The sequence below is a fragment of the Rhodococcus sp. NPDC056743 genome, from assembly GCF_042790355.1.
GTDB lineage: Bacteria > Actinomycetota > Actinomycetes > Mycobacteriales > Mycobacteriaceae > Rhodococcus_F.
Window position 1 is genome coordinate 40,178 of the sequence record NZ_JBHTZI010000007.1, and the last position, 23,006, is coordinate 63,183.

Below are 23,006 nucleotides of genomic sequence, written 5' to 3' on the forward strand. Positions count from 1 at the left end.
GGTTCGAATAGCTAGACGGACAGGTCGCGTCGCAACTTGGCGACGTGACCGGTGGCGCGGACGTTGTACTGCGCAACCTCGATCTTTCCCTCTTCGTCGACGAGGAAGGTGGATCGGATGACGCCCTGGACGGTTTTGCCGTACATCTTCTTCTCGCCGAACGCGCCCCAGGCTTCGAGGGTTGTCTTCTCCGGATCGGAGAGCAACGGGAAGGTCAGCTCCTCGTTGTCGCGGAACTTGGCGAGCTTGGCCGGCTTGTCCGGTGAGATGCCGATGACGTCCAGGCCCGCCCCGTTCAGTTCGGCGAGGTTGTCCCGGAAGTCGCACGCCTGCTTGGTGCAGCCCGGGGTGTTGGCAGCCGGGTAGAAGTACACGATGACCTTGCGGCCTCGGTAGTCGTGCAACGAAACTTCGTTGCCTTCGGCGTCGGGGAGCGTGAAATCCGGCGCGGTATCGCCGGCGGACAATCTACTGTTCTCGGTCACGGGAATCGAGGTTAGTCGAGAAATTGCGCGCCAGGTGGGCGCGCGAGCAATCTGCTCCTCTACGGTAGAACCAGGTGTCGACGCCTCGCGTCTGCACGGACGTAGCGGCAGAAGAACATCAAGCGACAGCACACAGACAAGTTGGAGGACACGTGCCCAGGGACACCGAGAGCATCGAGCGCGAGATCGAGAAGGCGCGTAACCAGCTCGCGAGCACACTCGACGAACTGACGGTACGTACCAACCCGAAGCGGCTGGTCGAGAACACCAAGAAGACGGTGCTCGCCAAGCTCAACGAGCCGAATGTGAAGTACGCGTTGATCGCCGTGGGATCCGTTGTCGGACTCTTGGTCATTCGCAAGATCATTCGCTGATCACCGTCACCGGACATGAAGAAGGCCCCCATCTCGATGAGATGGGGGCCTTCTTGCAAGTGCGCCCACAGGGACTCGAACCCCGGACCCAGTGATTAAGAGTCACTTGCTCTACCAACTGAGCTATAGGCGCTCGCTCTTGCGAGACAGAACATTAGCCGACAGGCTCGGCAGTTTGCAAAACGCGTCGTCGCAATCGTGACGGCAGTTACATCGCGCGTCTCTTTCAGGCCTGCGGCGGACGGGAACTCGTCCACCCGATCCGACCCTCGAGTTGCTGCGCGAGCGACAGAATTGCCAGCTCGCCGTTCGGCCGCGACACCAGTTGGACGCTGAGGGGGAGCCCGGTAGACGAAAATCCGGCAGGCACGGCCGCCGCGGGATTGCCGCACACATTCCAGATCGAGCAGTACGCCGCGATCGGCAACGCCTTGCGGACGGCGGACAGCAGGCCGGTGCCTTCGAGTTGACCGATCCGCCGCGGTAACGCGGGTGTGGTCGGCGTCAGCACGATGTCGTACGTGTCGAAAACCTGGTTGACGGTGTGCGCGATCCGTTGGCCCCGCCGGTATGCGGCCCTGCCGACGCGCCCCGGCGACGCGATCCTGCCGATCGACGACAGTGCGCGGGTTCGCTTTTCGAGGAGGTCGGGCCGATCGACGCGGAGGGCCTCGTCGCGAACGCCGCCGAGTACCTGGGGCAGGAATGACGCTGTTGCATCGGGGTAGTCGGGATCATGGTCGTCGACGTGATGCCCCAAGTCGCTCAGCATTTCTGCGACGGCACGAACTCCGGCAACCACTTCGGGCGCCGGTGTGATGCCGCGCACGGGACAGCGGGTGGACACCGCGATGCGCAGGGGGCCGGGTGGGCGTGCCGCGGCCTCGGTGAAGCTCGCCTCGAGTGGCTGAGCCCGGTAGTCGTCCACCGCCGTAGTACCGGTAATGGCGTCGTAGACGAGTGCGCTGTCCCGAACCGAACGGGTGAGCGGGCCGAGTGTCCCGAGACTGCGCCACAGGTTGCCGTTCGGCGCGGTGCTTACTCGGCCACGTTGCGCTTTCAGTCCGAACAATCCGCAGAACGCCGACGGAAGTCGGATGGAACCGCCGCCGTCGCCGCCGATTCCCGCGGCAACCATGCCCGACGCGACAGCGGCTGCCGTGCCGCCGCTCGATCCTCCCGTGGATACTGTTGTGTTCCAGGGGTTTCGGGTGTACCCGTGTGCTGCTGTTTCGGTGAACGGCCAGATGCCGAACTCCGGCATCGTGGTTTTTCCGATGACGACTGCGCCGGCGTCGCGTAGGCGTCGGACTACTTCGGAGTCTGCTTTCGCGATTCGCGTCACGGCCGCGCCGCCGTACGTTGTCGGTGTTCCGGCTACGTCGTTCTCGTCCTTGATCGCGATGGGCACGCCGTGCAGTGGGCCGACCGGGTCGCCGGAGGCCTGGCGCTCGTCGAGTCGAGTGGCTTCGGCGATTGCTTCGTCGGCGAGTACGCGAGTGAAGGCGTTGAGTGTGGGATTGAGTCGTTCGATCCGCCGGAGAGTGTGTTCGGTCAACTCACGAGCCGACAGTTGGCCGCTGCGGATCAGTTCGGCTTGACCGACGACGCCGGCGAATGCGACTTCCGAATCGGGCAGTTCAGTCATAGCTCGCTCCATTGTGTCGGGTTCGCTGGAGTGTATTCGCCCTCGGACACAAAAAAGATCCCCACCTTGTTTCCAAGGTGGGGATCTTTGCAAGTGCGCCCACAGGGACTCGAACCCCGGACCCAGTGATTAAGAGTCACTTGCTCTACCAACTGAGCTATAGGCGCTCGCTCTTGCGAGACAGAACATTAGCCGAACCGTTCCGTCGGGAGCAAATCGCCTGGTGGGGCGTCGGAGGCCGGGTGATTTGTATGGCGTTGTCGGAAATCGGTAACAAAACAAGCGGTACGAAACGATTGATACTCGAACGTTACTCTTCGACGGGGTTTTCATGACCGTGAGTAACGACTGTGCCTGGCATCATTGACCTGGCGCAATTGCTGGTCGTTAACATGTGAAGCGGAGTCGAACAAATGAGTCGTCAGTGGTGGGGCCTGTCCGTGCGTGGGGGGACAGGCCGAGTCTCGAGGGGCGCCGCAATGGCTGCCGTGTCGTTGGGTGCGTTGGTTCTGGTGACCGCGTGCACGTCCAGTGGGGCTGCCGTGAACACGGAGGGTGCCGCGCCGATCGACTCCAATCCCCTGACTGAGCTCATCAAGCCCAAGGTCACCGCCACCGTCGCTGACGGCGCAATCGGTTTCTCTCCGGGAGATCCGGTCCGCATCGACGTCGCCGACGGCACCCTGTCCGACGTTCGGATGGTCAACGCCGAGGGTAAGACGGTTGCCGGTGCAATTGCAGCCGACGGAGCGTCGTGGGTGACCGCTGAACCCCTCGGTTACAACCGCAAATACAAGATCGAGGCTCAGGCCTACGGATTGGGCGGCGCCAGCACCACGGTGACATCGTTCACGACCAGTGCGCCTGGCAACCTCACCAAGCCGTACGTGATGCCTGGCGAGGGTGCGGTAGTCGGTATCGGCCAGCCGATCGCCGTGCAGTTCGACGAGAACATTCCCGATCGCAAGGCTGCCGAAGAGTCGATCACCGTCACGACGACCCCGGCCGTCGAAGGTGCTTTCTACTGGGTCAACAACCGTGAGGTGCGGTGGCGTCCGGAGGAATACTGGGCGCCGGGCACCAAGGTCGACGTCAAGGTCAACGTCTACGGACGCGATCTGGGCAAGGGCGTCTTCGGTCAGGAGGACGCCACGACGTCCTTCGACATCGGTGATTCCGTGATCGCGATTGCCGACGACAACACGAAACAGGTCACTTTCCAGGTCAACGGCGAGACTGTCATGACCATGCCCACATCGATGGGTAAGGACAGCACACCCACCGACAACGGCGTTTACATCATCGGCGACCGGTTCGCGAACATGGTCATGGACTCGTCGACGTACGGAGTGCCTGTCACGTCGTCCGACGGATACAAGACTCCGGTCGACTGGGCGACACGAATGTCCTACAGCGGCATCTTCTTCCACTCCGCACCGTGGTCCGTCGGGCAGCAGGGTTACTCCAACACCAGCCACGGCTGCCTCAACCTGAGTCCCGCCAACGCCAAGTGGGTCTACGACAACACCAAGCGCGGCGACATCGTCATCGTGAAGAACACCGTCGGCGGAACGCTCTCGGGCACCGACGGCCTCGGGGACTGGAACATCCCGTGGAACGTGTGGAAAGCCGGTAACGCGGACGTCTGAGTGCGTCCCTGAATCAATACGAATGCCCCCAGCTGATCGGCTGGGGGCATTCGTATTTCCACGACCAGATGCAATGTTGCACAACCAAAAGAACCCCCGGAAATATCTTTCGACATTTCCGGGGGTTCCCTTTGGGTGAGCGACGGGACTCGAACCCGCGACAGCCAGGATCACAACCTGGTGCTCTACCAACTGAACTACGCCCACCATTGCCTCGGCGACCGGTTTGACCCGGTTGCTTTGACGTAGAAGATACTAGCCTGAAAGTTGGCCAGGATGCCAATCGGCAGGTCAGGCAGGCCCGAGACCCTCTACGACGGCTGCGATCTCTGCGCTGGACGGTCCGGGCGCGGGGACAAATGCGGTGCCGCGGTAGTACTTGAGTTCGCGGATGGATTCCTTGATGTCGGCCAGGGCGCGGTGCGCGAGGCCCTTTTCGGGCTGGCCGAAGTAGATCCGCGGGTACCAGCGACGCGAGAGTTCCTTGATGGAACTGACGTCGATCATCCGGTAGTGCAGGTAGGTGTCCAGGGCGCTCATGTCCCGCGAGATGAACCCGCGGTCGGTGGCGATGGAATTGCCGGCCAGGGGAGCAGTGCCGGCGACGGGAACGTGCTCACGGATGTAGGCGAGCACCTCTTTCTCCGCTTCGGCAAGGGTGACCGTCGACTTGCGAACTTCTTCGGTCAGACCTGATTTGGCGTGCATCTTCTTCACGACGTCCGGCATGGCGGCCAACGCGTCGTCGTCGGCGTGGATGACGATGTCCACGCCTTCGCCCAAGATGTTCAATTCGCTGTCGGTTACCAGAGCCGCAATCTCGATGAGTTTGTCCGACTCCAGCCGCAGCCCGGTCATTTCACAATCGATCCATACCAATTTGTCCTGCACCAGGAACACAGTAGTAGGCGCGGCCGGAAGGATAAGGTCTGCGGTGACAGTCGACGCGCGTAATTCTTCTTTTGTAGTGCAAATGAGGAGGGCCTTGTATGACCGTGGATCCCAAGGACGGTGCTGTTTCGCTCACGCCGGCCGAGAAGGCGAAAGTGGCCAAGGCGGCCGCTGCCGAAGCTGCTCGGGTTGCTGCCGAGGCCGCACAAGCCGCCGAGGATGCCGAGCGTGAAGCCCTAGCTGCGGAGAGTGTCGCTGCGGAGGGTGCGGAGACGCAGTCCGCTCCGTCCGGTGCCGCTGCCGAGATCGCTGCGGGCTATGCGTCGGAGGGGCAGGCGCTGGAACTGGGGTCGATAGTTGTCGACGGAGTTGCCGATCCAGCGGCCCGGGTGCGCATTCCCTTGGCCACCGTGAACCGTCACGGCTTGATTGCCGGTGCAACCGGTACGGGTAAGACGAAGACGTTGCAGGGCATCGCGGAACAACTCTCGGCCGCGGGTGTGCCCGTCGTGATGGCGGATGTGAAGGGTGATCTCTCGGGATTGTCGAAAGCCGGTGAGAGCAACGACAAGATCACGGCCCGCGCCGTCGAGACGGGCGACGACAACTGGACTCCGTCCGGGATGCCTGTCGAATTCCTGTCGCTGGGAACCGGCGGTATCGGGATTCCGGTCCGCGCCACCATCACCAGTTTCGGGCCGATCCTGCTCAGTAAGGTTTTGGGCCTCAACGAGACTCAGGAGTCCACGCTGGGATTGATTTTCCACTGGGCGGACACTCAGGGTCTTGCGTTGTTGGATCTCAAGGACTTGCGTTCCGTCATTGCGCATCTCACCAGTGCCGAAGGCAAAGCAGATCTGAAGGGGATCGGCGGCGTATCCACGGCTACGGCCGGGGTCATCCTGCGCGCGCTGGTCAATCTCGAGGCTGACGGCGGTGACACCTTCTTCGGTGAACCGGAACTCGAAACCGAGGATCTGCTGCGGGTAGTCGGTGGCGCCGGCGTCATCACACTCTTCGAGCTCGGCGCGCAGGCCGCGCGGCCGGCGATGTTCTCCACCTTCCTGATGTGGGTACTGGCAGACCTGTTCCAGACCCTGCCGGAGGAAGGGGACTTGGAGAAGCCCAAGTTGGTGTTCATCTTCGACGAAGCCCATCTCTTGTTCGCCGACGCGTCGAAGGCCTTCCTCCAGCAGGTCGAGCAGACCGTGAAGTTGATTCGTTCCAAGGGCGTTGGCGTGTTCTTCTGCACGCAGTTGCCCACCGATATCCCCAATTCTGTTCTGTCGCAGCTGGGTGCGCGGGTGCAACATGCTCTGCGCGCGTTCACTCCGGACGATCAGAAGGCGCTCAACAAGACGGTTCGCACCTACCCGAAGACGGAGCATTACGACCTGGAGAAGGCTCTCACATCGTTGGGAACCGGTGAGGCTATCGTTACCGTCCTCTCGGAGAAGGGGGCGCCGACACCGGTGGCCTGGACCAAGATTCGTCCACCCCGTTCCTTGATGGACACGATCGGCAACGACGCCGTCAAGGCTGCGGCCGCGTCGAGTCCGCTCTACCAGAAATACGGCCAGACCATCGATCGTGAATCGGCGTACGAGAAACTGACAGCGAAGGTGGCCGGGGCACCCACGGCAGACCCGTCGCTGGATCTGCCGCCGCTACCGGATCTGTCGCAGCTTCCGCCGCCTCCGCCCGTCGAGCCGGATGGACCCAACATTGCCGAGCAGATTCTCGGCAATTCCGCCGTCAAGAGTTTCCTCAAATCGGCGGCATCTGCTGCCGGCCGGGAGATCTCGCGAAGTATTTTCGGGACCGGAAGCCGCCGCAGGCGCTGAAAGTTCGACGCCCGCGAGGTCAGATACCGACCTCGCGGGCGAGTAGGTCGTTGATCGATTCGCGCCGGATCAACGGTCGTGCGACGCCGCCGTGTACGGCAATCACCGGCGGCCGGCACACGCTGTTGTAGGTTGACGCCATGCTGTGGTGATAGGCGCCGGTGCACGGCACTCCCAACAGATCACCCTCGTGGAGGTCTGCGGGAAGTTGTATGCCGACGGAAATTTCGTCTCCCGATTCGCAGTGCCGCCCCACAACGGTCACTTCCTCGAGCGGTGCATTCGAATGTCGGTTGACCAATTCGACGTCGTAGCGGCTGTTGTACAACGACACTCGCGGATTGTCGCTCATACCACCGTCGACGGAGACGAATGTTCTTCCGCCGCTGATGGTCTTGATGTTCGCAACGCGGTACAGCGTGACCCCGGCCCGTGCAGCGATGGCCCGGCCGGGTTCGAGGACGATTTCGGGCCGGGGGAAGCGATTTCGGGTGCAGGCGTCGTCGAGTGATTCGTCGACAACGATTGCCAGTCGAGTCAGGTCGAGCTGGGCGTCGCCCGGGATGTACGCGATTCCGTGCCCACCCCCGAGGTCGAGTTCGGTGAGGATGATTCCGTGCGTGCGACGAATGTCGTCCATCTGGGCGATCATCGTGCCTATCGCGGGGCGGAAGTGTTCGGGATCGGTGATTTGCGAGCCGAGATGGCAGTGCAGGCCGATAAGTTCGAGGTGGGGTGCTGCGCTGACGGCGGCGACCGCACGATCCAATTCCTCGGAGAATGCCGGCAGGCCGAACTTCTGGTCGACGACGCCGGTGGTCACCGCCTTGTGCCCGTGAATGTCGACACCGGGCGTAACTCGGATCAGCACTTTCTGTTCCCGCGTGCATACCGATGCCAGCCGTAGTGCTTCGCTGTGGGAGTCGAGAACTATCCGGCCGACGCCGGCGTTGGCGGCTGCTCTGAGCTCGGAGACAGATTTTGCGTTGCCGTGCAGGATGATTCGTGCCGGGTCCACACCCGCCGTCAGTGCAATAGTGAGTTCTCCGGCAGAGCAGACATCCACGCCCAGTCCCTCTTCGGAGACCCATTTTGCCATCGCCCGAATCATGAGTGCCTTGCCCGCGTACACGATTTCCGCGTCGGGGAAGATCTCCCGGTACATCCGGCAGCGGTGGCGCACATCAGCCTCGTCGACGACATAGGTGGGAGTTCCGTACTGATCGGCGATCTCTTCGAGGGACACGTCGCCGATGCAGATGCGGCCGCTCTGATCGTGGTGAGTGCTGATGGGCCACAAGGCCGGATCCAAGCGCGGTGTCATTGCGCCGCGTAGGGACGGGAAGATATCGAGAAGCGTCACGTCGATCTCCTGAAAGTGACCCGCTCGGTGCGGGGCTGACTTCAGGATTACTCCGAAACAGCTCCGGTGGACCTCGTCTTGACGGGTACTTGACGGGGAAGGGGCTGAGTTTGACGGCGTTCTTTTATGCCCGCCGTCTCCGCTTCCAGCCGAACCAGCTCAGCCCGGCGAGTACTGCCACTACCGCGACACCTCCAACAACAGCAGTCTTGTCGACATACACCGCAACGGACGGCGTCCCACCCGTTTCGGGAACGTATCCGGCGCCGTAGACCGCTTCGACGGTCTTCTGGACGTCGAAATCGGTTCCGGTATACGGCCCGCAACTGTGTCCCTCGTATTCGGCGTCGACGTCGTAGGGCGCCGAGAGGAACATCAATTGCTCGGTCCCGACTACGTAGCTTGTGCCACAACCATTCCCGTTGGCGAGTGTTCCCACCGACGTCACCGAGGCGACATCGCCTTTGTAGACGCGACTCACGTCGAACAGATAGGTGTCTTCGAACCCGTCCGAGGTTTTCTCCGTCGGAGTCCCGAGGAAAATGGTGCTCGAAACGCTCACTGCTTCCTCGGGGGTTGCGAAGGACATGCATGAGCACGCATTCGCTGTTGTAGGGAGCAGAAGGGGCAACCCTCCGGTCATGAGAAGGATTGCCCCTACTGCCAGTGCTCGCTGAGAGGCCATTTACAGACTATATGGTCTGATATGGCCGGGAATGAGAAACTTGGCCGATTCAGCCGCCGAGCTTCTTGTAGAACGTGCCCACGATCGGGGCGACCACGGCGCGCGGGGTGTAACCGCCGGCAACCGACATCGCTTTACTCAAGATGCCCGGGACGACGCGCATCTTGTTCTCGGCCAGGCCGTCGAGTGAGACCTTGGCGGTGTACTCGCTCGAGATCCAGAAGAAGTCCGGGACCAGCTTGTCGACGATGGAGGCCTCGGCCGGGTCCGGGGTCTCGGTGCGAACCGGACCGGGGGCGAGGAGCGTGACATTGACCCCGGTGCCCTTGAGCTCGCCGCGCAGGGATTCCGCGAACGTGTTCACGAAGGCCTTGGTGGCGGCGTAGGTCGCATTGTTCGGGATCGGCATGTTGCCTGCGGCCGATCCGACCATCAGGATGCCGCCGGACTTGCGTTCGATCATGCCGGGCAGCACGGCCAGGGTGAGGTCGTGAACTGCGACGGCGTTGAGTTCGACCTGGGCGCGCTCGTAGCTCGGATCGAGCTCCGCCACCGGACCGAAGGTGGCGATACCGGCGTTATTGCACAGGATGCTGATCTCACGCGTGCCCAGTTCCTCGACCAAGACGGCGCGTGCCGCACTGTCAGAGAGATCGCAGGCGCGGACCTCGACGTCGACGCCATGCTTGGCGCGAAGTGTCTCGGCGAGACCTTCCATGACGTCGCCGCGTCGCGCGACCAGGATCAGGGAGTGTCCGCGAGAGGCCAGATCAGCGGCCAGTGCCTCTCCGATTCCGGAGGAGGCGCCGGTCACGACGGCGCGGGATGTGGTGGTGGGTGTCGGCAGGCTCACGATCAGTCAGCGTAGCCGGTCAAATCGTCGCGGCTAGTCGTGTGCCCTGTTCGATGGCGCGTTTTGCATCGAGTTCACCGGCTACGTCCGCCCCGCCGATGACGTGGGTCACGACCCCGGCAACGGTCAGCTCGTCGACGATATCGCGCACCGATTCCTGTCCCGCGCAGATCACGATCGTGTCGACTTCGAGGAGGCGAGGCTTCTCGTGCTTCTCGCCGAAGGTGATGTGCAGGCCGGCGTCGTCGATCCGTTCGTAGTTCACACCGGAGAGTTCGTGCACACCTTTGTTCTTCAAGGCAGCGCGATGGACCCAACCGGTGGTCTTGCCGAGGCCGGCGCCGATGCGTCCGGGCTTGCGCTGCAGGAGGTAGACCTCACGCTCGGAAAGTTCGGGGACGGGGATGGTGAGCGCTCCCGGTGCCATCTCGGGCTCCGTGACGCCCCACTCCTGCTTCCATTCCTTCAAGTGCAGAGTGGGTGATGTCGGGTGAGTGAGGAATTCGCTCACGTCGACGCCGATGCCGCCGGCCCCGATCACGGCGACGGTCTTGCCCACCGGCTTACCCTCACGCACTACCTCGGCGTATGTCAGTACCTTCGGATTCTCGATGCCGGGGATGTTCGGGACCCGAGGAGTCACGCCGGTCGCTACCACCACCTCGTCGAACGTTCCGATGAGATCGGCTGGAGTGACTCGTGTTTCAAGCTTGACATCGACTCCGGCGAGTTCCAGTTGCCTGGTGTAGTAGCGGATGGTCTCGGTGAACTCTTCCTTGCCCGGGATCAACTGTGCGATCCCGAACTGGCCGCCGATCATGTCCGACGCCTCGAAGAGGGTGACGGCGTGGCCGCGCTGTGCGAGATTCAACGCAGCAGAGAGGCCCGCTGGTCCGCCGCCGACAACAGCGAGGTTCTTGCTGCGCGGGGTGGGGGAGAGGACGAGCGTCGTCTCACGTCCGGCGCGTGGGTTGAGGAGGCAGGACACATGTTTGCGAACAAATGCGTGGTCGAGGCAAGCCTGGTTGCACGCGATGCAGGTGTTGATTTCATCGGATGCGCCGCGGTGTGCTTTGTTTGCCCAGTCGGGATCGGCGAGCATCGGGCGGGCCATGGAGATCAGTTGCGCGTCGCCGCGGGTGAGAATCTCTTCGGCGGTCTCGGGCATGTTGATGCGGTTCGATGCAACAACCGGAATGCTGACGTGCTTTTCGAGTTTGCCGGTGATATCGACAAAGGCCGCGCGGGGTACCGAGGTCACGATGGTGGGTACCCGCGATTCGTGCCACCCGATGTCGGTGTTGATGATCGTGGCGCCAGCGGCCTCGATTTCCTGTGCCAGAGTGACGATTTCATCCCAGGTCTGACCGCCCTCGACAAGATCGGCCATCGACAGCCGGAATACGACGATGAAGTTCGGGCCGACGGCGCGGCGGGTTCGCTTGACGATCTGGACAGCCAGGCGTCGACGGTTTTCGGAGCTACCGCCCCATTGATCGTTACGCTTGTTCGTGCGCTCGCACAGGAATTGGTTGATGAAATACCCTTCACCGCCCATGATTTCGACGCCGTCGTAGCCGGCGGATTGAGCAAGACGCGCGCAGCGGACGTAGTTGCGGATCTGCCAGCGCACTCCGCGATCGGTGAGCTTGCGCGGCCGAAACGGATTGATCGGTGCTTTGATCGACGACGCAGACACACTGAACGGTTGGTAGCTGTACCGGCCGGCGTGCAGGATCTGCATCGCGATCTTTCCGCCGGCGTCGTGTACCGCCGTGGTGATTCGGCGATGGCGGCGCGCTTCGATCTTGTTGGTCAGCTTGGCGCCGAAAGGAAGGAGCCAGCCGGTGCGGTTGGGGGCGTAGCCGCCGGTGACGATCAATCCGACTCCGCCGCGGGCGCGTTCGGCAAAATACTCGGCGAGTTTGTCGGTGTCCTTGGCGCGGTCTTCGAGGCCGGTGTGGATCGAACCCATGACAATACGGTTCTTCAGTGTGGTGAACCCGAGGTCGAGGGGTGAGAACAGGAGGGGAAACTGCGGAGTCGTCATGGCTGGTGGTGTCCTTCCGAGTTGTCGTCGAGGCCGGGGAGCGCGTCCAGGATCTCTTGGCACCAGTCGACAAAGCCCTCTTCGACGCGGATTCCGCCGCGCAGAACGAGGTACTGGTGCAGGGGTGATCCGGATAGGGCTGCGGGATTGGGGAAGTCGCGTTTCTCGATGAGTCGGTAGACGTCGAGCCGGGAAGCATGGCCGTCGCGGTGACGAGCGACCTCGCCTCGAAGGGCGGGGATGTCTGCAGTACCGGCGGCGCGGATCTTCACGGCCAGTTCGTTACGCAGATGGCTGGGTTCGGACGGTTCGGCTATCCAGCGCGTCAGTTCCGCGCGGCCGGCCTTGCTGACGCGATACACCTTTTTGTCTGGGCGCCCGTCTTGAGCGACGGTTTCCACCTCGACCCACCCGGCGTCGTCCATCCGCTTGAGGATTCGGTAGATCTGCTGGTGCGTTGCGCTGTGGAAGAACCCGATCGACTTGTCGAATCGACGGGTCAGGTCGTAGCCCGACGCCTCCTGCTCGGTCAGCGAGGTGAGGAGCGCGTGTTCGAGTGCCATGAGTGAAGTATGTATGCACCTCGTTCCATATGCAACCAAGTGCATACTTGCCAAAGTCTTGTACTGTTTTGTCCCTCTCGCTCGAATAGGCTCGCGATCATGAGCGCAGAGTCGACAAGCACGCAGGCCGAACCGCCCGCAGGGATAGGCGCCGCGGCGACCAAGAGTCAGGTGGTTGCGTGGGGGTTGTGGGACTGGGGATCGGCCGCATTCAACGCGGTGATCTTGACCTTCGTCTTCTCCGTCTACCTCACCGATGCGGTTGGCGACGATCTGCCTGGCTCGGTGTCGGCAACAACGTGGCTCAGTTGGGCGCTGGGAATCGCGGGCTTCTTCATCGCGATTCTGGCTCCGATTACCGGGCAGCGGTTCGACGCGTCCGGCAAGCGTAAGTGGTCGTTGGCGATCCTCACGGGCATCACCGTTCTGTCGATGGCCGGGTTGTACTTCGTCGAGGACAACTATCGGTATCTCTGGCTGGGGCTGGTACTCCTCGCCATCGGTTCGGTGATCTTCGAACTCGCCGGAGTTCCCTACAACGCCATGATGCGGCAGGTGTCGACGCCGGAGAATCTGGGCCGGGTTTCCGGGTTCGGATGGGCCATGGGCTATTTCGGCGGAATTGTTCTGTTGCTGCTCTGCTACTTCGGGTTCATCGTCGGTGACGGCGACACGCGGGGTTTCCTGGGGTTGACCACCGACGGCGGCCTGAACATCCGGATGGTGGCTCTGCTTGCGGCCGCGTGGTTTGCCATTTTCGCGATCCCGGTATTTTTCAAGGTGCCCGAGTTGCCTACCCCCGACGCAGATCCGGGCGCGGCCAAGGCTGGGCTTCTCGATTCCTACCGCGTGCTGTGGCGCGACTTGCGCGAACTGTGGATCGTCGACCGTCGCACTATCTGGTACTTGATTGCGAGCGCACTGTTCCGCGACGGCCTCGCCGGGGTGTTCACTTTCGGTGCTGTCCTTGCCGTGAATGTGTACGGAATCAGTGCGGCGGACGTTTTGTTGTTCGGTGTTGCAGCCAATGTCATTTCGGCCATCGGCGCCTTGGTGGCCGGGCGATTCGACGACCGGATCGGGCCCAAGCAGGTCATCACCGTATCGCTCGCGTCGATGATCGTGGTCGGTGCGATCTTGATCGCGGTGTCCGGGCCCGTCATGTTCTGGATCTTCGGACTCGCGCTGTGCCTGTTCGTCGGGCCGGCGCAATCGTCCGCTCGAACGTTCCTGGCGCGCATCACTCCGCCCGGACGCGAAGGTCAGCTTTTCGGTCTGTATGCGACCACAGGCCGAGCAGTGTCCTTTCTGGCGCCGACACTGTTCGGCCTGTTCGCGTGGATGTTCGGTGCCGACCGCGCCGGCATCGTCGGACTACTGGTGGTTCTTGCCGTGGGCCTTGCTGCCCTGTCACTGGTCAAGGCACCCGAAGGTGACAGCGCGGAGGCTGTCAGTCCTTGAAGTAGACCAATTGATGCGTAGTGGCGAGCAATTCGCCGTCACTGCCCCATAATTCGGCGCTCTGATCGAAGTACCCGTTACCGAAACGCTGGGTGCGCGCGGTCCCGAGGATGGAGCGATCGGACTGCCGGGCCAGCGCCGCGGCGTCGGCGTGGAAGTAGATCGTCAACGAGACGGTTCCAGCGGGGGCCATCTTTCCGCGGCGCAGGAATATTCGCGGGAAGAACACGTCGCACAACGAGGTCAGCGAGAAGAAATCAAGCGCGCGGGGCGGGCTGTCGCGAACCCAGAGGGTCGAGACGGAGTCGGGGTGTTCGCCGGATTCCAAGTCGGGGATTGCGCCCTCGACAAACCGCATTTCGTAGTTCTGGGCCCAGGCGATGAACTCGGGGAACGGTTGTGCGGGAGTATCTTCTGCAACCGGTACTGCCGGCATCTCGATCTCCGTGGAATCCCAGGTCTCGCGGCGCAGGCCGAACACCGCAGTTGCGGTAGTCGCCACGGTGCCGTTCTGAGCGAGTTCGATCCACCAATGCTGCGTCGTGCGGTTGGTGCGGACCGGTCGCGCAGTGATCTCGAACGGGCCTTCGGCAATCGGGCCCGCAAAATTGACCGTCAGCGACAGCGGTTCACCCAGGCGCTCCGGGTGCCGCTGAACCGAGGCCAGCAATGTGGCCGCGGTGATTCCACCGAAGGGGCCGACCATGTTGTTGTACGCGGCGCTGGTGTGTCCAGTCGAGAGACCCGGCGTAATGGATTCCAGGTCGAGGGCGGCATCAAACGGATGCGGGGGTGCAACGGTTGTGGTCACGACAAGCTCCTGACGGTGAAATCGACGTATGTATGACAACATACATAGAACCTCAGGTGTGGGGCGGATCAGGCTCCCGCTCGCCGGATAATTGCGTCCGCCAGTTCTTCGGCACGTTCCTCGGGTATCCAGTGACTACCGCCCTCCAGAACCACAAATTCGTACGGCGCATCCACGAATTCACCGCATCGTTCCGCTCCGGCGCGCCCGAGGGCGCTGTCGCCCGTACTCCAGACGTACGTAGTCGGAACGGTGGTGGGAGCTAGATCGCCGAAATCGCGAGTCATAGCGCGATACCAGTTCAATGCGCCGGTCAACGCCCCGTCGCCGCTGAGGATTCGAATATGTTCGTCGGCGAATTCGGGGTCGATCTGGCCGTCGAACATCGCACGCAATCGGCGGAAGTTGTCCTCCGACAACACCTTTTCGGCCTTTCCTTCCTGACGAAGCAACCGGATGTACGACGAACGCTCCTTTTGATCCTCGTCTTCGCGTAGTGCCCAACCGAAGGCAGTGGGGTGTGGAACAGATATCGCGGTCAGGCTGCGAATTCGGTGAGGATGCCGCCCGGCAACCTGCCACGCCACCGCGGATCCCCAGTCGTGACCGACCAGATGAGCGTCAGGCAAACCGAGGGCGTCGAGCAGGCCGACGGTATCGGCAACAAGGTGTTCGATGCGGTACGCGTCGACGCCGGCGGGCCGGGCATTGGGCGAGTATCCCCGTTGGTGCGGTGCGATGACGCGAAACCCGGCGGCAGTCAGTAGGGGAGTCACCTTGCCCCACGACGCGGCGCTTTCGGGAAATCCGTGGAGCGCGAGTAGGGGAATGCCGTCGTCAGGGCCGGAAATCAGGACGTCGAAGGTCAGGTCGCCGACAGGAATCCGAAACGTATTCGTGGATGACATGCTGCCACCGTACGAGGGTAATCGGCATCGGCACCACACTTCGGGCTGAATCGACGACCGCCGGTTATCTCAGCAGGCGATACCCTTGAGGGTGGGTGTGCGAAAGGTAAAGCACATGTGGTTAATCCGGGTAGATGACTGATGGTCGAAGAGGATCCGCTCCGCACAAGTCGCGACGTGGTCAACTCGATCGCGGAAGAGTTGGGTGCCGCGGGATTCGGCGCTGCTGAAGTAGTCGGACGCGGCGGGTTCGGTGTTGTGTACAGGTGCTCGCAGTCCGAGCTCGATCGAACGGTGGCGGTGAAGGTTCTCACCACCGACCTCGATGACGTGAACGTGGCACGGTTTCTGCGCGAACAGCGGGCGATGGGCCGGCTCACCGGCCACCCGAACATCGTCAATGTTCTTCACGTCGGGGTCACCGCCAGCGGCCGCTCCTATTTGGTGATGCCCTATTGCGCGCAGGGTTCACTCGAGGCGCGAATTCGCCGACTTGGTCCGCTGGAGTCGAAGGAAATCCTCCGGTTGGGGGTGAAGATGGCGGGCGCGCTCGAGACCGCTCACGTGTTCGGGATCGTGCACCGCGATATCAAACCGGCGAACATCCTTTTCACCGATTACGGAGAACCGGCCCTCGCCGATTTCGGAATCTCGCGTGTGTCCGGCGGCTTTCAGACCGCTACGGGATCCGTGGCCGGATCGCCGGCATTTACTGCGCCGGAGGTACTCGGCGGGGCCGAACCGAGCACAGCGTCCGACGTCTACGGACTCGGAGCGACATTGTTCTGTGCGCTCACCGGACATGCGGCTTTCGAGCGATTGAGCGGTGAGCAGGTGGTGGCCCAGTTTTTGCGGGTGACCACACAACCGGTACCGGACTTGCGCGAGAGCGGCGTCGACGACGATATTTCCGAGTTGGTGGAACGGACGATGTCCCGCGATCCAGAACAACGGCCGACCGCGGCCGCAGTGGGCGAGGAACTTCGGCAGTTGCAACGCGGTCGCAACGTGCCTGTCGACGAGATGGCGCTGCTCGCTGGGGCAGGGCAAGGTCATGCCGATTCGCCATCACCGATCCCGAGGCATCCCGCTCCGGCGCGGCGGGGAAACACCGGTGCTCTTCCCGTGGAGCTGACCAGTTTCGTCGGCCGACGCAAGGAAGTATCAGAGCTCAAGAGCCTATTGTCGGCGACTCGTCTGGTGACGCTGACTGGGGTCGGAGGCGTTGGCAAGACGCGTCTCGCGCTGCGGGTCGCGTCGACCGTGCGGAAGGACTTCTCGGATGGAGTGCGGCTGATAGAGTTGGGTGAAGTACACGACGCATCCCTGACACAAAGTGTGGTTGCATCCGCGCTGGGCGTGCGAGATCAACCGGCGCGGCCGGTGCAGGACGTCCTGATCGACTTCCTTCACGCTCGGGACCTGCTCCTTGTCCTCGACAATTGTGAGCATGTGGTCGAGGGAGTGGCCGAGTTGGTCGACCCGCTGCTTCAGGCGTGCCCCGGCCTGCGGATTCTCGCCACAAGCCGTGAACCCTTGGGGGTCATAGGGGAGCGGGTACGGTCGCTGTCCCCACTCACCATTCCTGCACCGGATATAATGCCGTCGCTGCGGACTGTGCGCCGATATGACGCGGTGACACTGTTCGCGGAACGCGCCGCAGCCACCGTTGAGGGATTCGAAGTCACCGAAGACAACGCGGCGACGCTGGTACAGATCTGTACTCGCCTCGACGGGTTGCCGTTGGCAATCGAGTTGGCGGCGGCCAGATTACCTGCGATGTCGCCCGATCAGATCTTGCAGCGTCTGACCGACCGTTTCGCGCTGTTGACCCGTGGCAGCCGTGGAACACCGAGCAGACAGCGGACGCTGTGGTGGAGCGTCGACTGGAGCTACGAGTTGTGCACACCATCCGAACAACAACTGTGGGCCAGGTTGTCGGTGTTTGCCGGGACATTCGGGCTCGACGCCGCAGAGAGTATCTGTGGCGACGATCAGCCGGCAGGCGCTTTGCTCGACTCGTTGTCATCGCTCGTGGACAAGTCGATCCTGATCCGAGAGGAACAGGGGTCAGTGGTGCGGTTGCGACTGCTCGAGACATTGCGAGAGTACGGCCGTGAGAAGCTGCAGCAACTGGGTGAATCGCTGAAACTACGTCGGCGGCACAGTGATTGGTACGAGCAATGGGCGCTCGATGCGGAAGGGGATTGGATCAGCTCCCGTCAGCTCGAGTGGCTTGGTCGACTCGAACGAGAACAAGCCAACTTGCGGGAGGCGCTGGAATTCTGCGCGCGCGGCGACCAGGCGGCGGCCGATTCCGGGTTACGCATGGCTGCCGCGATGTTCCACATCACGAGTTCGCAAGGTATGCACGGGCAGGAGCGGGGGTGGTTCGACCAACTCCTTGCCAAGCATTCCGGGCGGCCGACCGCCGGGCGAATCAAAGGGCTCTACGCTGCCGGCATGTGCGCCGCGATGGCCGGAGATATGCAGGCAGCGAACGACCACGTCGAACAGGTCAGAGCTCTCGCGGGGATGATCGACGATCCGGTTATCGCTGCTCGCATCCCGCTTGCAGAAGGGATGTTGGCACTGTTCAGCGGTGACGCGGCCCGCGCCCGCGCCAGCCTGGAGACGACCTTGGGCATGTTCAACCCCGATGACGATCTCACTGTGCATGTCGGTGCATTGCATTCACTCGGGCTAGCCTGCGATTTGCTCGGTGACGCCGCCCAGGCCATCCACTGCTACGAGCGCGTTCTGGAAATCACCGCGGCCCGAGGCGAATTGATCTTCCGCACGTACACGTTGTGGACAATGGCCATAGCGGTGTGGCACCAGGGTGAACAAGTTCGGGCGACGGAGTTGCTCGAACAAGCACTGCGACTGGCAAGTCTGACGAACAATTCGCTGTCGATCGCCCTGTGTCTAGAAGTGCTCGCTTGGATCGAAGCCGAGAAAAGGATCTTTCAGCGTGCCGCGGTTTTGATGGGTGCGGCAGAGAAACTTGCTCAATTCGGTGGCATCTCGGTCTTGTTTCCCGACCTGCTCCGTTATCGCGAGGAGTCCGAGCGGACGGCTCGGAGTGTGTTGGGTGAGAGGGCTTTCGGGTCGGCCAGCACCCGAGGTCGGCAGATGCGGTTCGACGCCGCGGTCGCGTATGCGCTGGGAGAGCAGCCCCCTGACTCTGCCCCGGCCAGTGTAGGTGCATCCGAACTCACCAAACGGGAGCAACAGGTCGCCGATCTAGTCGCGCAAGGGCTGACCAACAAAGAGATCGCCACCAAGCTGGTGATTTCGCACCGCACCGCACAAGGGCACGTCGAGCATGTTCTCGCAAAACTCGGATTCAACACGCGCGCTCAAGTCGCGGCATGGGTGGTAGAACAGACGCAAGGCGAAACGGATTGACAGCGCAGCTCCCGCAGCCACATTCGGGCGTGCCGAGTCATTGTGGCACGATATGCCACAATGGAGGGTGTGGATGCATCCGACCAATCCAAGCTTTCCTTGACGGAACGCCGCAAAGAGACGACCAGGCTGGAGATCTCTCATCGTGCTGCTGAATTGTTCAGCGACGCACAAGCCGAATCCGTCACTGCCGACTCGATCGCCAAGGCATCGGGAGTCGGCTTGCGCACGTTCTATCGCTACTTCCGTACCAAAGAGGATGCAATCGCGCCGTTGCTGGAGAACGGGGTCGGGGATTGGCTGAATTTGATCGAATCAACCCCTGCCTCAGTATCTATCGGCGTCACACTCGAGCAAGCGGCTCGTCGTTCTTTCACCGAGCTCCGGACGTCTACAGAGAATGTCGCCCTGGTGCGACGACTTCTCCGCGTAGTGGTCCATGACCCGGCACTTCTCAATGTATGGCTGCGGGTAGTGAACGACACCGAGATCAAGTTGATATCGGTGCTGGAAACCCGGATGCGCCCTGGAACTGATCCGCTCGAGATTCAGCTGTTTGCGGTTGCAGCGAATACCGCTCAGCGAATGGCGATTTCAGCGTGGGTGCACGGCGCCAAACCGGAATCCGCCGAAAATGAGCCGGTAGATATCGCCGTGAGATGTCTCCGTATACTCACCGCGGGATTGGACACGGATGCACACGCATGAAGTGGCGTGATTTCAGGTGGATGGCTGTTCACAACTCGACAAGATCGCCGATGAAACATGTGGAAGGCCAGGCGCCGACCGCTGCCGGCATCGAGCGCAATGTTCGCACCCGCCTGCCGAACTCGGGGGATCGCGCGCCGAACTGACCCACCGCTTGCCAAATTGCTGTTGCGGTCGTCAGCAGCGGCACCGCGCTCTGGTGATCAAGTCGCAGGCGACTCGAAGGTCCACAAATAGACACTGCTGCAACAGCTTTCCCGATAGGCCCGATCGGGGTGGCCATGCAGTTCAATCCTGCGACTGTCACACCGGATTCATAAGCAATTCCGAAGTCTCGAATGCGCTCGATATCCTCGCGTATCGACTGTGGCAGATCCCTCTCGGCGGAAGCGTTTTCGCTGTACGCCAGGAGTGCGCGTCCGAGGGCGGTTTCGTGCGCGGCCCTCCGACCTCCGACCCGAGTGGGCACGGCTGCCGCATGTAGGCCGCCGATTTTCCCCAGATACACCACGTCGGTGCCGTCAAGGACGCCCAGATGGACGACCATGCCGCTGATTCTGTGCAGTTCGCTCAGTAGTGGCATTGCTGCCGCGTACAGTCGATTCTGCTGCACCACAGTCGATCCCAACTCGAAGAGTCTCATTCCAAGCTCGTACTCACGACCGACCTTCCGTAACCATCGTTTGGCAACCAGTTGATCGAGCATTCGATGCACGGATGAGCGAGGAAGTCCTACGTGTGCGACAACTTGGCGAAGTGTCAGGCGTCCGGAGTCTTCGAACGCATCCAGGATCGTCGACATTCGATCGAACACGGCGATCGGTGCATCCGGCGCCTCCAGGTTGTCAATTATCACGGTCTTCTCCTCAAGAAACAGCTTCATCCCCGCGCCTCGGTGGGCGAAACTAGTATGGCACGTTGTGCCACTCTGACATAGAGTGCTGTCGGTTTGATTCAGATCCGGGGTTGCGATCACGCCACAACTCTTGCTCGCGCAGCCAGATTGCGGGGCAGTCATATGGCCCGCACCCATACCCGTTTCACGATGACCGAGGCAACTTGTGTATTTGCTCGTCCTGCACCGTCAGATTCATGATTGCCCTGTAGGCGTCGGGTAGCGGGTTTCCGCACGTCCCGTCAACGGGAAAAGCGACCCTCACCGCGTTTTCCTCCGCGTTGACCAGCCACACGACAGGGGTGGGAATGGTTGCTGCGGTGGGGCATTCGCCGAACTAAGGCCGTTTGACCGAAGGGCGATTAAATCATTCCCGGGGGCGGCAACGGATCTACCGATGGCTCCGGTGAGAGCACAGGCACCGGGATCAGCGACGAAAGCACAGCGGGTGCCAGGCAGGTGGGTTGTCCGATCGTCACTCCTTGCGGTGCTGGTGTCGGATTTCGTCGTTCGTCGAGCAGGCCGAGGACCAGGATTCCCACAGCCAAGAGGCCTCCACAGGTTCCTGCCGCCGTTAACCACGTACGCAATCGCCGCATGGCTCACACTATCGAGTATGAGGGGATCGACGATGCGAACAGCGGGAGTTATCGGAGGCGGTATCGGGGGCCTGGCAACGGCGCTAGCGCTCGCGAACGCAGGCTGGACGGTCACGGTGTTCGAGAAGGCTCCGGTCCTTACCGAGGTGGGTGCCGGAATCACTTTGTGGCCGAACGCACTCGCCGCGCTGGATCACCTCGGAGTTGGCGATGACATTCGCAGCAGAGCCGCCCCAGGTTGGGTAGGCGGGATACGCAATCGCCAGGGTAGGTGGTTGCTCCGGACTGATGCGGAGAGGTTTCGCAAGTTGCACGGCAACTTCGTGGCCATGCACCGCGCCGATCTGGTCGATGTTCTCCGCACAGCACTTCCGGAGTCGGTGACCTTACGACTCGGCGGCGCAGTCACCGGGATTGAAGTGGGTGGTGGGATTCGGTGTGGTGATCGCACCGAAGACTTCGATCTGATCGTCGGCGCGGACGGAATAGACAGTCTCACACGTCGAGTAATGTTCCCCGAGTATCCGGCTCCGCGGTCGCTGGGAATTCGCGCGTGGAGGTGGATTGTCGACGACGTCGATCTTGTCGATGTCGGTGTTGTCGAGGTCGGGGGGATCCTCGGTGCAGGAGGAGAATTCGGCATCGTTCCGCTGGGGAACGGGCGGTTGTACGTTTTTGCTGCCGCCAGGCTGTCGAAGGAAGAACCGGACCCGTCTCTGGATGATTTTCTGCACTGGCCGGATCCCGTTCCTCAACTCATCTCCGCAGTTGCACCGCAGATGATTCTTCGGCACGACATCAGAGATCTTCCAGCGTTACCGTCGTTCGTTCGAGGAAGCGTTGTGCTCGTGGGTGACGCCGCGCATGCGATGGGGCCGCATCTCGGTCAAGGTGCATGTCAGGCCCTCGAGGATGCTGTCGCGCTGGGTGCTCATGCTCACGATGTGGCGACCTACGATTACCTACGCACCAAGAGGACCCATCGCCTTCAAATACGCTCGCGCCGGTCCGCCCGAATAATCCTCACTCGAGGTGCCGGCGCCACGCTCGTTCGAGACTTCGCACTGCGAGCGCTCCCAACCGAGTTGTTTCTTCGGGGTATGGGATCGAACTTCAGCACTCGCAACATGATGTAGTTCTTCGAGTCCTAGGAACGAGAAGGATCCCAGGTAGCCATACCCAGAATGATCAGTCGCAACTGCTTCTCGGCCCGCGCGATCACGAGATCTTCGCTGGGGTATCCGGGTGAGTCGGCGTCGAGTAGTGCAACGACCGCAGTGAACATCACGCCGACGATCAGGTCGGCTGCGATTTCAAGATCGTCGTGTCGCCAGTTTTCCAGGCCCGCCATTCGAGAGAGGTCGACGGTGAGCTCGCTGACGAACAATCGCATCTCGGTGTTGATGGCGCGTCGTATCTCGCTGATGCCGCCGTAGCGTTCGCGGCACAGGAAGCGAAACTCTCGCTCGTGTGAATGAACCTGGCGGACAAGAATATCGAGTGAGGTTCCGGCATTCTTGGGACTGGGGTCGCGTCTGGCGTCACGCAGCATTTGCCGAAGCATGCGCATGCTTTCCTCGACCAGGACGACTCCGAGGTCTTCCATCGAGGCGAAGTGGCGATAGAAAGCCGTGGGAACGATGCCCGCTTCGCGGGCCACTTCGCGGAGGCTGATGCCGGCAAAGCTGCGGTCGGTGAGGAGATCCATCGCAGTATCGAGCAGCGCTTGGCGCGTGCGCTCCTTCTTGGCGGCGCGATTTTCCGGCTCAGCCTTGGTCACGATGTACGAGTGTAGGTACCGGCACTGC

The 23,006-nt window shown here is 61.9% G+C and carries 20 protein-coding genes and 3 tRNA genes; 7 read left to right on the plus strand and 16 right to left on the minus strand.

Features of this window, described 5'->3' with window-relative positions; all coding sequences use genetic code 11:
• Positions 1-11 precede the first annotated feature (11 nt).
• The gene (gene bcp / locus ACFRFQ_RS16805; RefSeq protein ID WP_378659765.1) at positions 12-485 is read right to left on the minus strand and encodes a thioredoxin-dependent thiol peroxidase; all 474 of its coding nucleotides are present in this window, start codon (positions 483-485) and stop codon (positions 12-14) included.
• Positions 486-637: 152 nt separating this feature from the next.
• Between bcp and ACFRFQ_RS16810 the strand changes: the two genes are divergently transcribed.
• Positions 638-859, plus strand: coding sequence for a DUF3618 domain-containing protein (locus tag ACFRFQ_RS16810; RefSeq protein WP_033232750.1), 222 nt, complete (start codon positions 638-640; stop codon positions 857-859).
• Between the two features lie 60 nt (positions 860-919).
• Here the strand turns inward: ACFRFQ_RS16810 and ACFRFQ_RS16815 are convergent.
• The 3 genes from ACFRFQ_RS16815 to ACFRFQ_RS16825 all read right to left on the minus strand — a co-directional run bounded on the left by ACFRFQ_RS16815 (position 920) and on the right by ACFRFQ_RS16825 (position 2,674).
• Positions 920-992: transfer RNA gene (locus ACFRFQ_RS16815), tRNA-Lys, on the minus strand.
• A 93-nt stretch (positions 993-1,085) separates the two neighbouring features.
• Positions 1,086-2,507 (minus strand): amidase, encoded by a 1,422-nt coding sequence (locus tag ACFRFQ_RS16820; protein WP_378659769.1) that lies wholly within the window; start codon positions 2,505-2,507, stop codon positions 1,086-1,088.
• A gap of 94 nt (positions 2,508-2,601) precedes the next feature.
• Positions 2,602-2,674, minus strand: a tRNA-Lys gene (locus ACFRFQ_RS16825).
• Between the two features lie 312 nt (positions 2,675-2,986).
• Between ACFRFQ_RS16825 and ACFRFQ_RS16830 the strand changes: the two genes are divergently transcribed.
• Positions 2,987-4,156, plus strand: a complete 1,170-nt coding sequence (locus tag ACFRFQ_RS16830) for an Ig-like domain-containing protein (protein ID WP_378660593.1) — start codon at positions 2,987-2,989, stop codon at positions 4,154-4,156.
• A 134-nt stretch (positions 4,157-4,290) separates the two neighbouring features.
• Here ACFRFQ_RS16830 and ACFRFQ_RS16835 read toward each other — a convergent pair.
• Positions 4,291-4,363 (minus strand) — tRNA-His (locus ACFRFQ_RS16835).
• A gap of 84 nt (positions 4,364-4,447) precedes the next feature.
• Positions 4,448-5,047, minus strand: coding sequence for an oligoribonuclease (orn, locus tag ACFRFQ_RS16840; RefSeq protein WP_138872787.1), 600 nt, complete (start codon positions 5,045-5,047; stop codon positions 4,448-4,450).
• A 98-nt stretch (positions 5,048-5,145) separates the two neighbouring features.
• On the opposite strand from orn, the gene ACFRFQ_RS16845 reads away from it, so the two are divergent.
• On the plus strand, positions 5,146-6,891 hold the full coding sequence (locus tag ACFRFQ_RS16845) for a helicase HerA-like domain-containing protein (protein ID WP_378659771.1): 1,746 nt from the start codon (positions 5,146-5,148) through the stop codon (positions 6,889-6,891).
• A gap of 19 nt (positions 6,892-6,910) precedes the next feature.
• On the opposite strand, the gene lysA is transcribed toward ACFRFQ_RS16845, so the two are convergent.
• The 5 genes from lysA to ACFRFQ_RS16870 form a co-directional block, all read right to left on the minus strand.
• A complete protein-coding gene (gene lysA / locus ACFRFQ_RS16850; RefSeq protein ID WP_378659774.1) occupies positions 6,911-8,254 on the minus strand; it encodes a diaminopimelate decarboxylase in 1,344 nt (447 codons plus the stop codon).
• 124 nt (positions 8,255-8,378) lie between these two features.
• Entirely contained in the window at positions 8,379-8,939 is a 561-nt protein-coding gene (locus tag ACFRFQ_RS16855; RefSeq protein ID WP_378659776.1) for a hypothetical protein, read from the minus strand.
• Positions 8,940-8,988: 49 nt separating this feature from the next.
• On the minus strand, positions 8,989-9,792 hold the full coding sequence (gene cmrA, locus ACFRFQ_RS16860) for a mycolate reductase (protein WP_378659779.1): 804 nt from the start codon (positions 9,790-9,792) through the stop codon (positions 8,989-8,991).
• A 19-nt stretch (positions 9,793-9,811) separates the two neighbouring features.
• Positions 9,812-11,842, minus strand: coding sequence for an FAD-dependent oxidoreductase (locus ACFRFQ_RS16865; protein ID WP_378659782.1), 2,031 nt, complete (start codon positions 11,840-11,842; stop codon positions 9,812-9,814).
• Complete coding sequence (locus ACFRFQ_RS16870) at positions 11,839-12,405, minus strand: PadR family transcriptional regulator (protein WP_378659785.1); 567 nt, start codon at positions 12,403-12,405, stop codon at positions 11,839-11,841. Before ACFRFQ_RS16870 ends, ACFRFQ_RS16865 begins: the two co-directional genes overlap by 4 nt.
• Positions 12,406-12,504: 99 nt before the next feature.
• Between ACFRFQ_RS16870 and ACFRFQ_RS16875 the strand changes: the two genes are divergently transcribed.
• A complete protein-coding gene (locus ACFRFQ_RS16875) occupies positions 12,505-13,866 on the plus strand; it encodes an MFS transporter (RefSeq protein WP_378659787.1) in 1,362 nt (453 codons plus the stop codon).
• On the opposite strand, the gene ACFRFQ_RS16880 is transcribed toward ACFRFQ_RS16875, so the two are convergent.
• Both ACFRFQ_RS16880 and ACFRFQ_RS16885 read right to left on the minus strand, forming a co-directional pair.
• A complete protein-coding gene (locus ACFRFQ_RS16880; protein ID WP_378659790.1) occupies positions 13,856-14,677 on the minus strand; it encodes an acyl-CoA thioesterase in 822 nt (273 codons plus the stop codon). The genes ACFRFQ_RS16875 and ACFRFQ_RS16880 overlap by 11 nt on opposite strands.
• Before the next feature lie 68 nt (positions 14,678-14,745).
• Positions 14,746-15,585 carry an alpha/beta fold hydrolase gene (locus ACFRFQ_RS16885; protein ID WP_378659793.1) on the minus strand — a complete coding sequence of 280 codons (840 nt, stop codon included), beginning with the start codon at positions 15,583-15,585 and terminating at the stop codon, positions 14,746-14,748.
• Between the two features lie 141 nt (positions 15,586-15,726).
• On the opposite strand from ACFRFQ_RS16885, the gene ACFRFQ_RS16890 reads away from it, so the two are divergent.
• Positions 15,727-18,996 carry a protein kinase gene (locus tag ACFRFQ_RS16890; RefSeq protein WP_378659795.1) on the plus strand — a complete coding sequence of 1,090 codons (3,270 nt, stop codon included), beginning with the start codon at positions 15,727-15,729 and terminating at the stop codon, positions 18,994-18,996.
• 69 nt (positions 18,997-19,065) lie between these two features.
• Positions 19,066-19,704, plus strand: coding sequence for a TetR family transcriptional regulator (locus ACFRFQ_RS16895; protein ID WP_378659798.1), 639 nt, complete (start codon positions 19,066-19,068; stop codon positions 19,702-19,704).
• Positions 19,705-19,732: 28 nt separating this feature from the next.
• Here ACFRFQ_RS16895 and ACFRFQ_RS16900 read toward each other — a convergent pair whose 3' ends face one another.
• Both ACFRFQ_RS16900 and ACFRFQ_RS16905 read right to left on the minus strand, forming a co-directional pair.
• Positions 19,733-20,587, minus strand: coding sequence for an IclR family transcriptional regulator (locus ACFRFQ_RS16900; protein WP_378659801.1), 855 nt, complete (start codon positions 20,585-20,587; stop codon positions 19,733-19,735).
• 374 nt (positions 20,588-20,961) lie between these two features.
• A complete protein-coding gene (locus ACFRFQ_RS16905) occupies positions 20,962-21,147 on the minus strand; it encodes a hypothetical protein (protein WP_378659804.1) in 186 nt (61 codons plus the stop codon).
• A gap of 68 nt (positions 21,148-21,215) precedes the next feature.
• On the opposite strand from ACFRFQ_RS16905, the gene ACFRFQ_RS16910 reads away from it, so the two are divergent.
• Positions 21,216-22,334 (plus strand): FAD-dependent oxidoreductase, encoded by a 1,119-nt coding sequence (locus ACFRFQ_RS16910; protein ID WP_378659807.1) that lies wholly within the window; start codon positions 21,216-21,218, stop codon positions 22,332-22,334.
• Positions 22,335-22,345: 11 nt separating this feature from the next.
• Here ACFRFQ_RS16910 and ACFRFQ_RS16915 read toward each other — a convergent pair whose 3' ends face one another.
• On the minus strand, positions 22,346-22,978 hold the full coding sequence (locus ACFRFQ_RS16915; RefSeq protein WP_378659809.1) for a TetR family transcriptional regulator: 633 nt from the start codon (positions 22,976-22,978) through the stop codon (positions 22,346-22,348).
• Positions 22,979-23,006 lie beyond the last annotated feature (28 nt).

Bases quoted from the DNA above. Each gene is read 5' to 3' on its own strand.
- ACFRFQ_RS16820 (WP_378659769.1), bottom strand. From the start codon at position 2,507: ATGACTGAACTGCCCGATTCGGAAGTCGCATTCGCCGGCGTCGTCGGT.
- ACFRFQ_RS16830 (WP_378660593.1), top strand. From the start codon at position 2,987: ATGGCTGCCGTGTCGTTGGGTGCGTTGGTTCTGGTGACCGCGTGCACG.
- ACFRFQ_RS16845 (WP_378659771.1), top strand. From the start codon at position 5,146: ATGACCGTGGATCCCAAGGACGGTGCTGTTTCGCTCACGCCGGCCGAG.
- ACFRFQ_RS16855 (WP_378659776.1), bottom strand. From the start codon at position 8,939: ATGGCCTCTCAGCGAGCACTGGCAGTAGGGGCAATCCTTCTCATGACC.
- ACFRFQ_RS16865 (WP_378659782.1), bottom strand. From the start codon at position 11,842: ATGACGACTCCGCAGTTTCCCCTCCTGTTCTCACCCCTCGACCTCGGG.
- ACFRFQ_RS16870 (WP_378659785.1), bottom strand. From the start codon at position 12,405: ATGGCACTCGAACACGCGCTCCTCACCTCGCTGACCGAGCAGGAGGCG.
- ACFRFQ_RS16875 (WP_378659787.1), top strand. From the start codon at position 12,505: ATGAGCGCAGAGTCGACAAGCACGCAGGCCGAACCGCCCGCAGGGATA.
- ACFRFQ_RS16885 (WP_378659793.1), bottom strand. From the start codon at position 15,585: ATGTCATCCACGAATACGTTTCGGATTCCTGTCGGCGACCTGACCTTC.
- ACFRFQ_RS16890 (WP_378659795.1), top strand. From the start codon at position 15,727: ATGGTCGAAGAGGATCCGCTCCGCACAAGTCGCGACGTGGTCAACTCG.
- ACFRFQ_RS16900 (WP_378659801.1), bottom strand. From the start codon at position 20,587: ATGAAGCTGTTTCTTGAGGAGAAGACCGTGATAATTGACAACCTGGAG.
- ACFRFQ_RS16910 (WP_378659807.1), top strand. From the start codon at position 21,216: ATGAGGGGATCGACGATGCGAACAGCGGGAGTTATCGGAGGCGGTATC.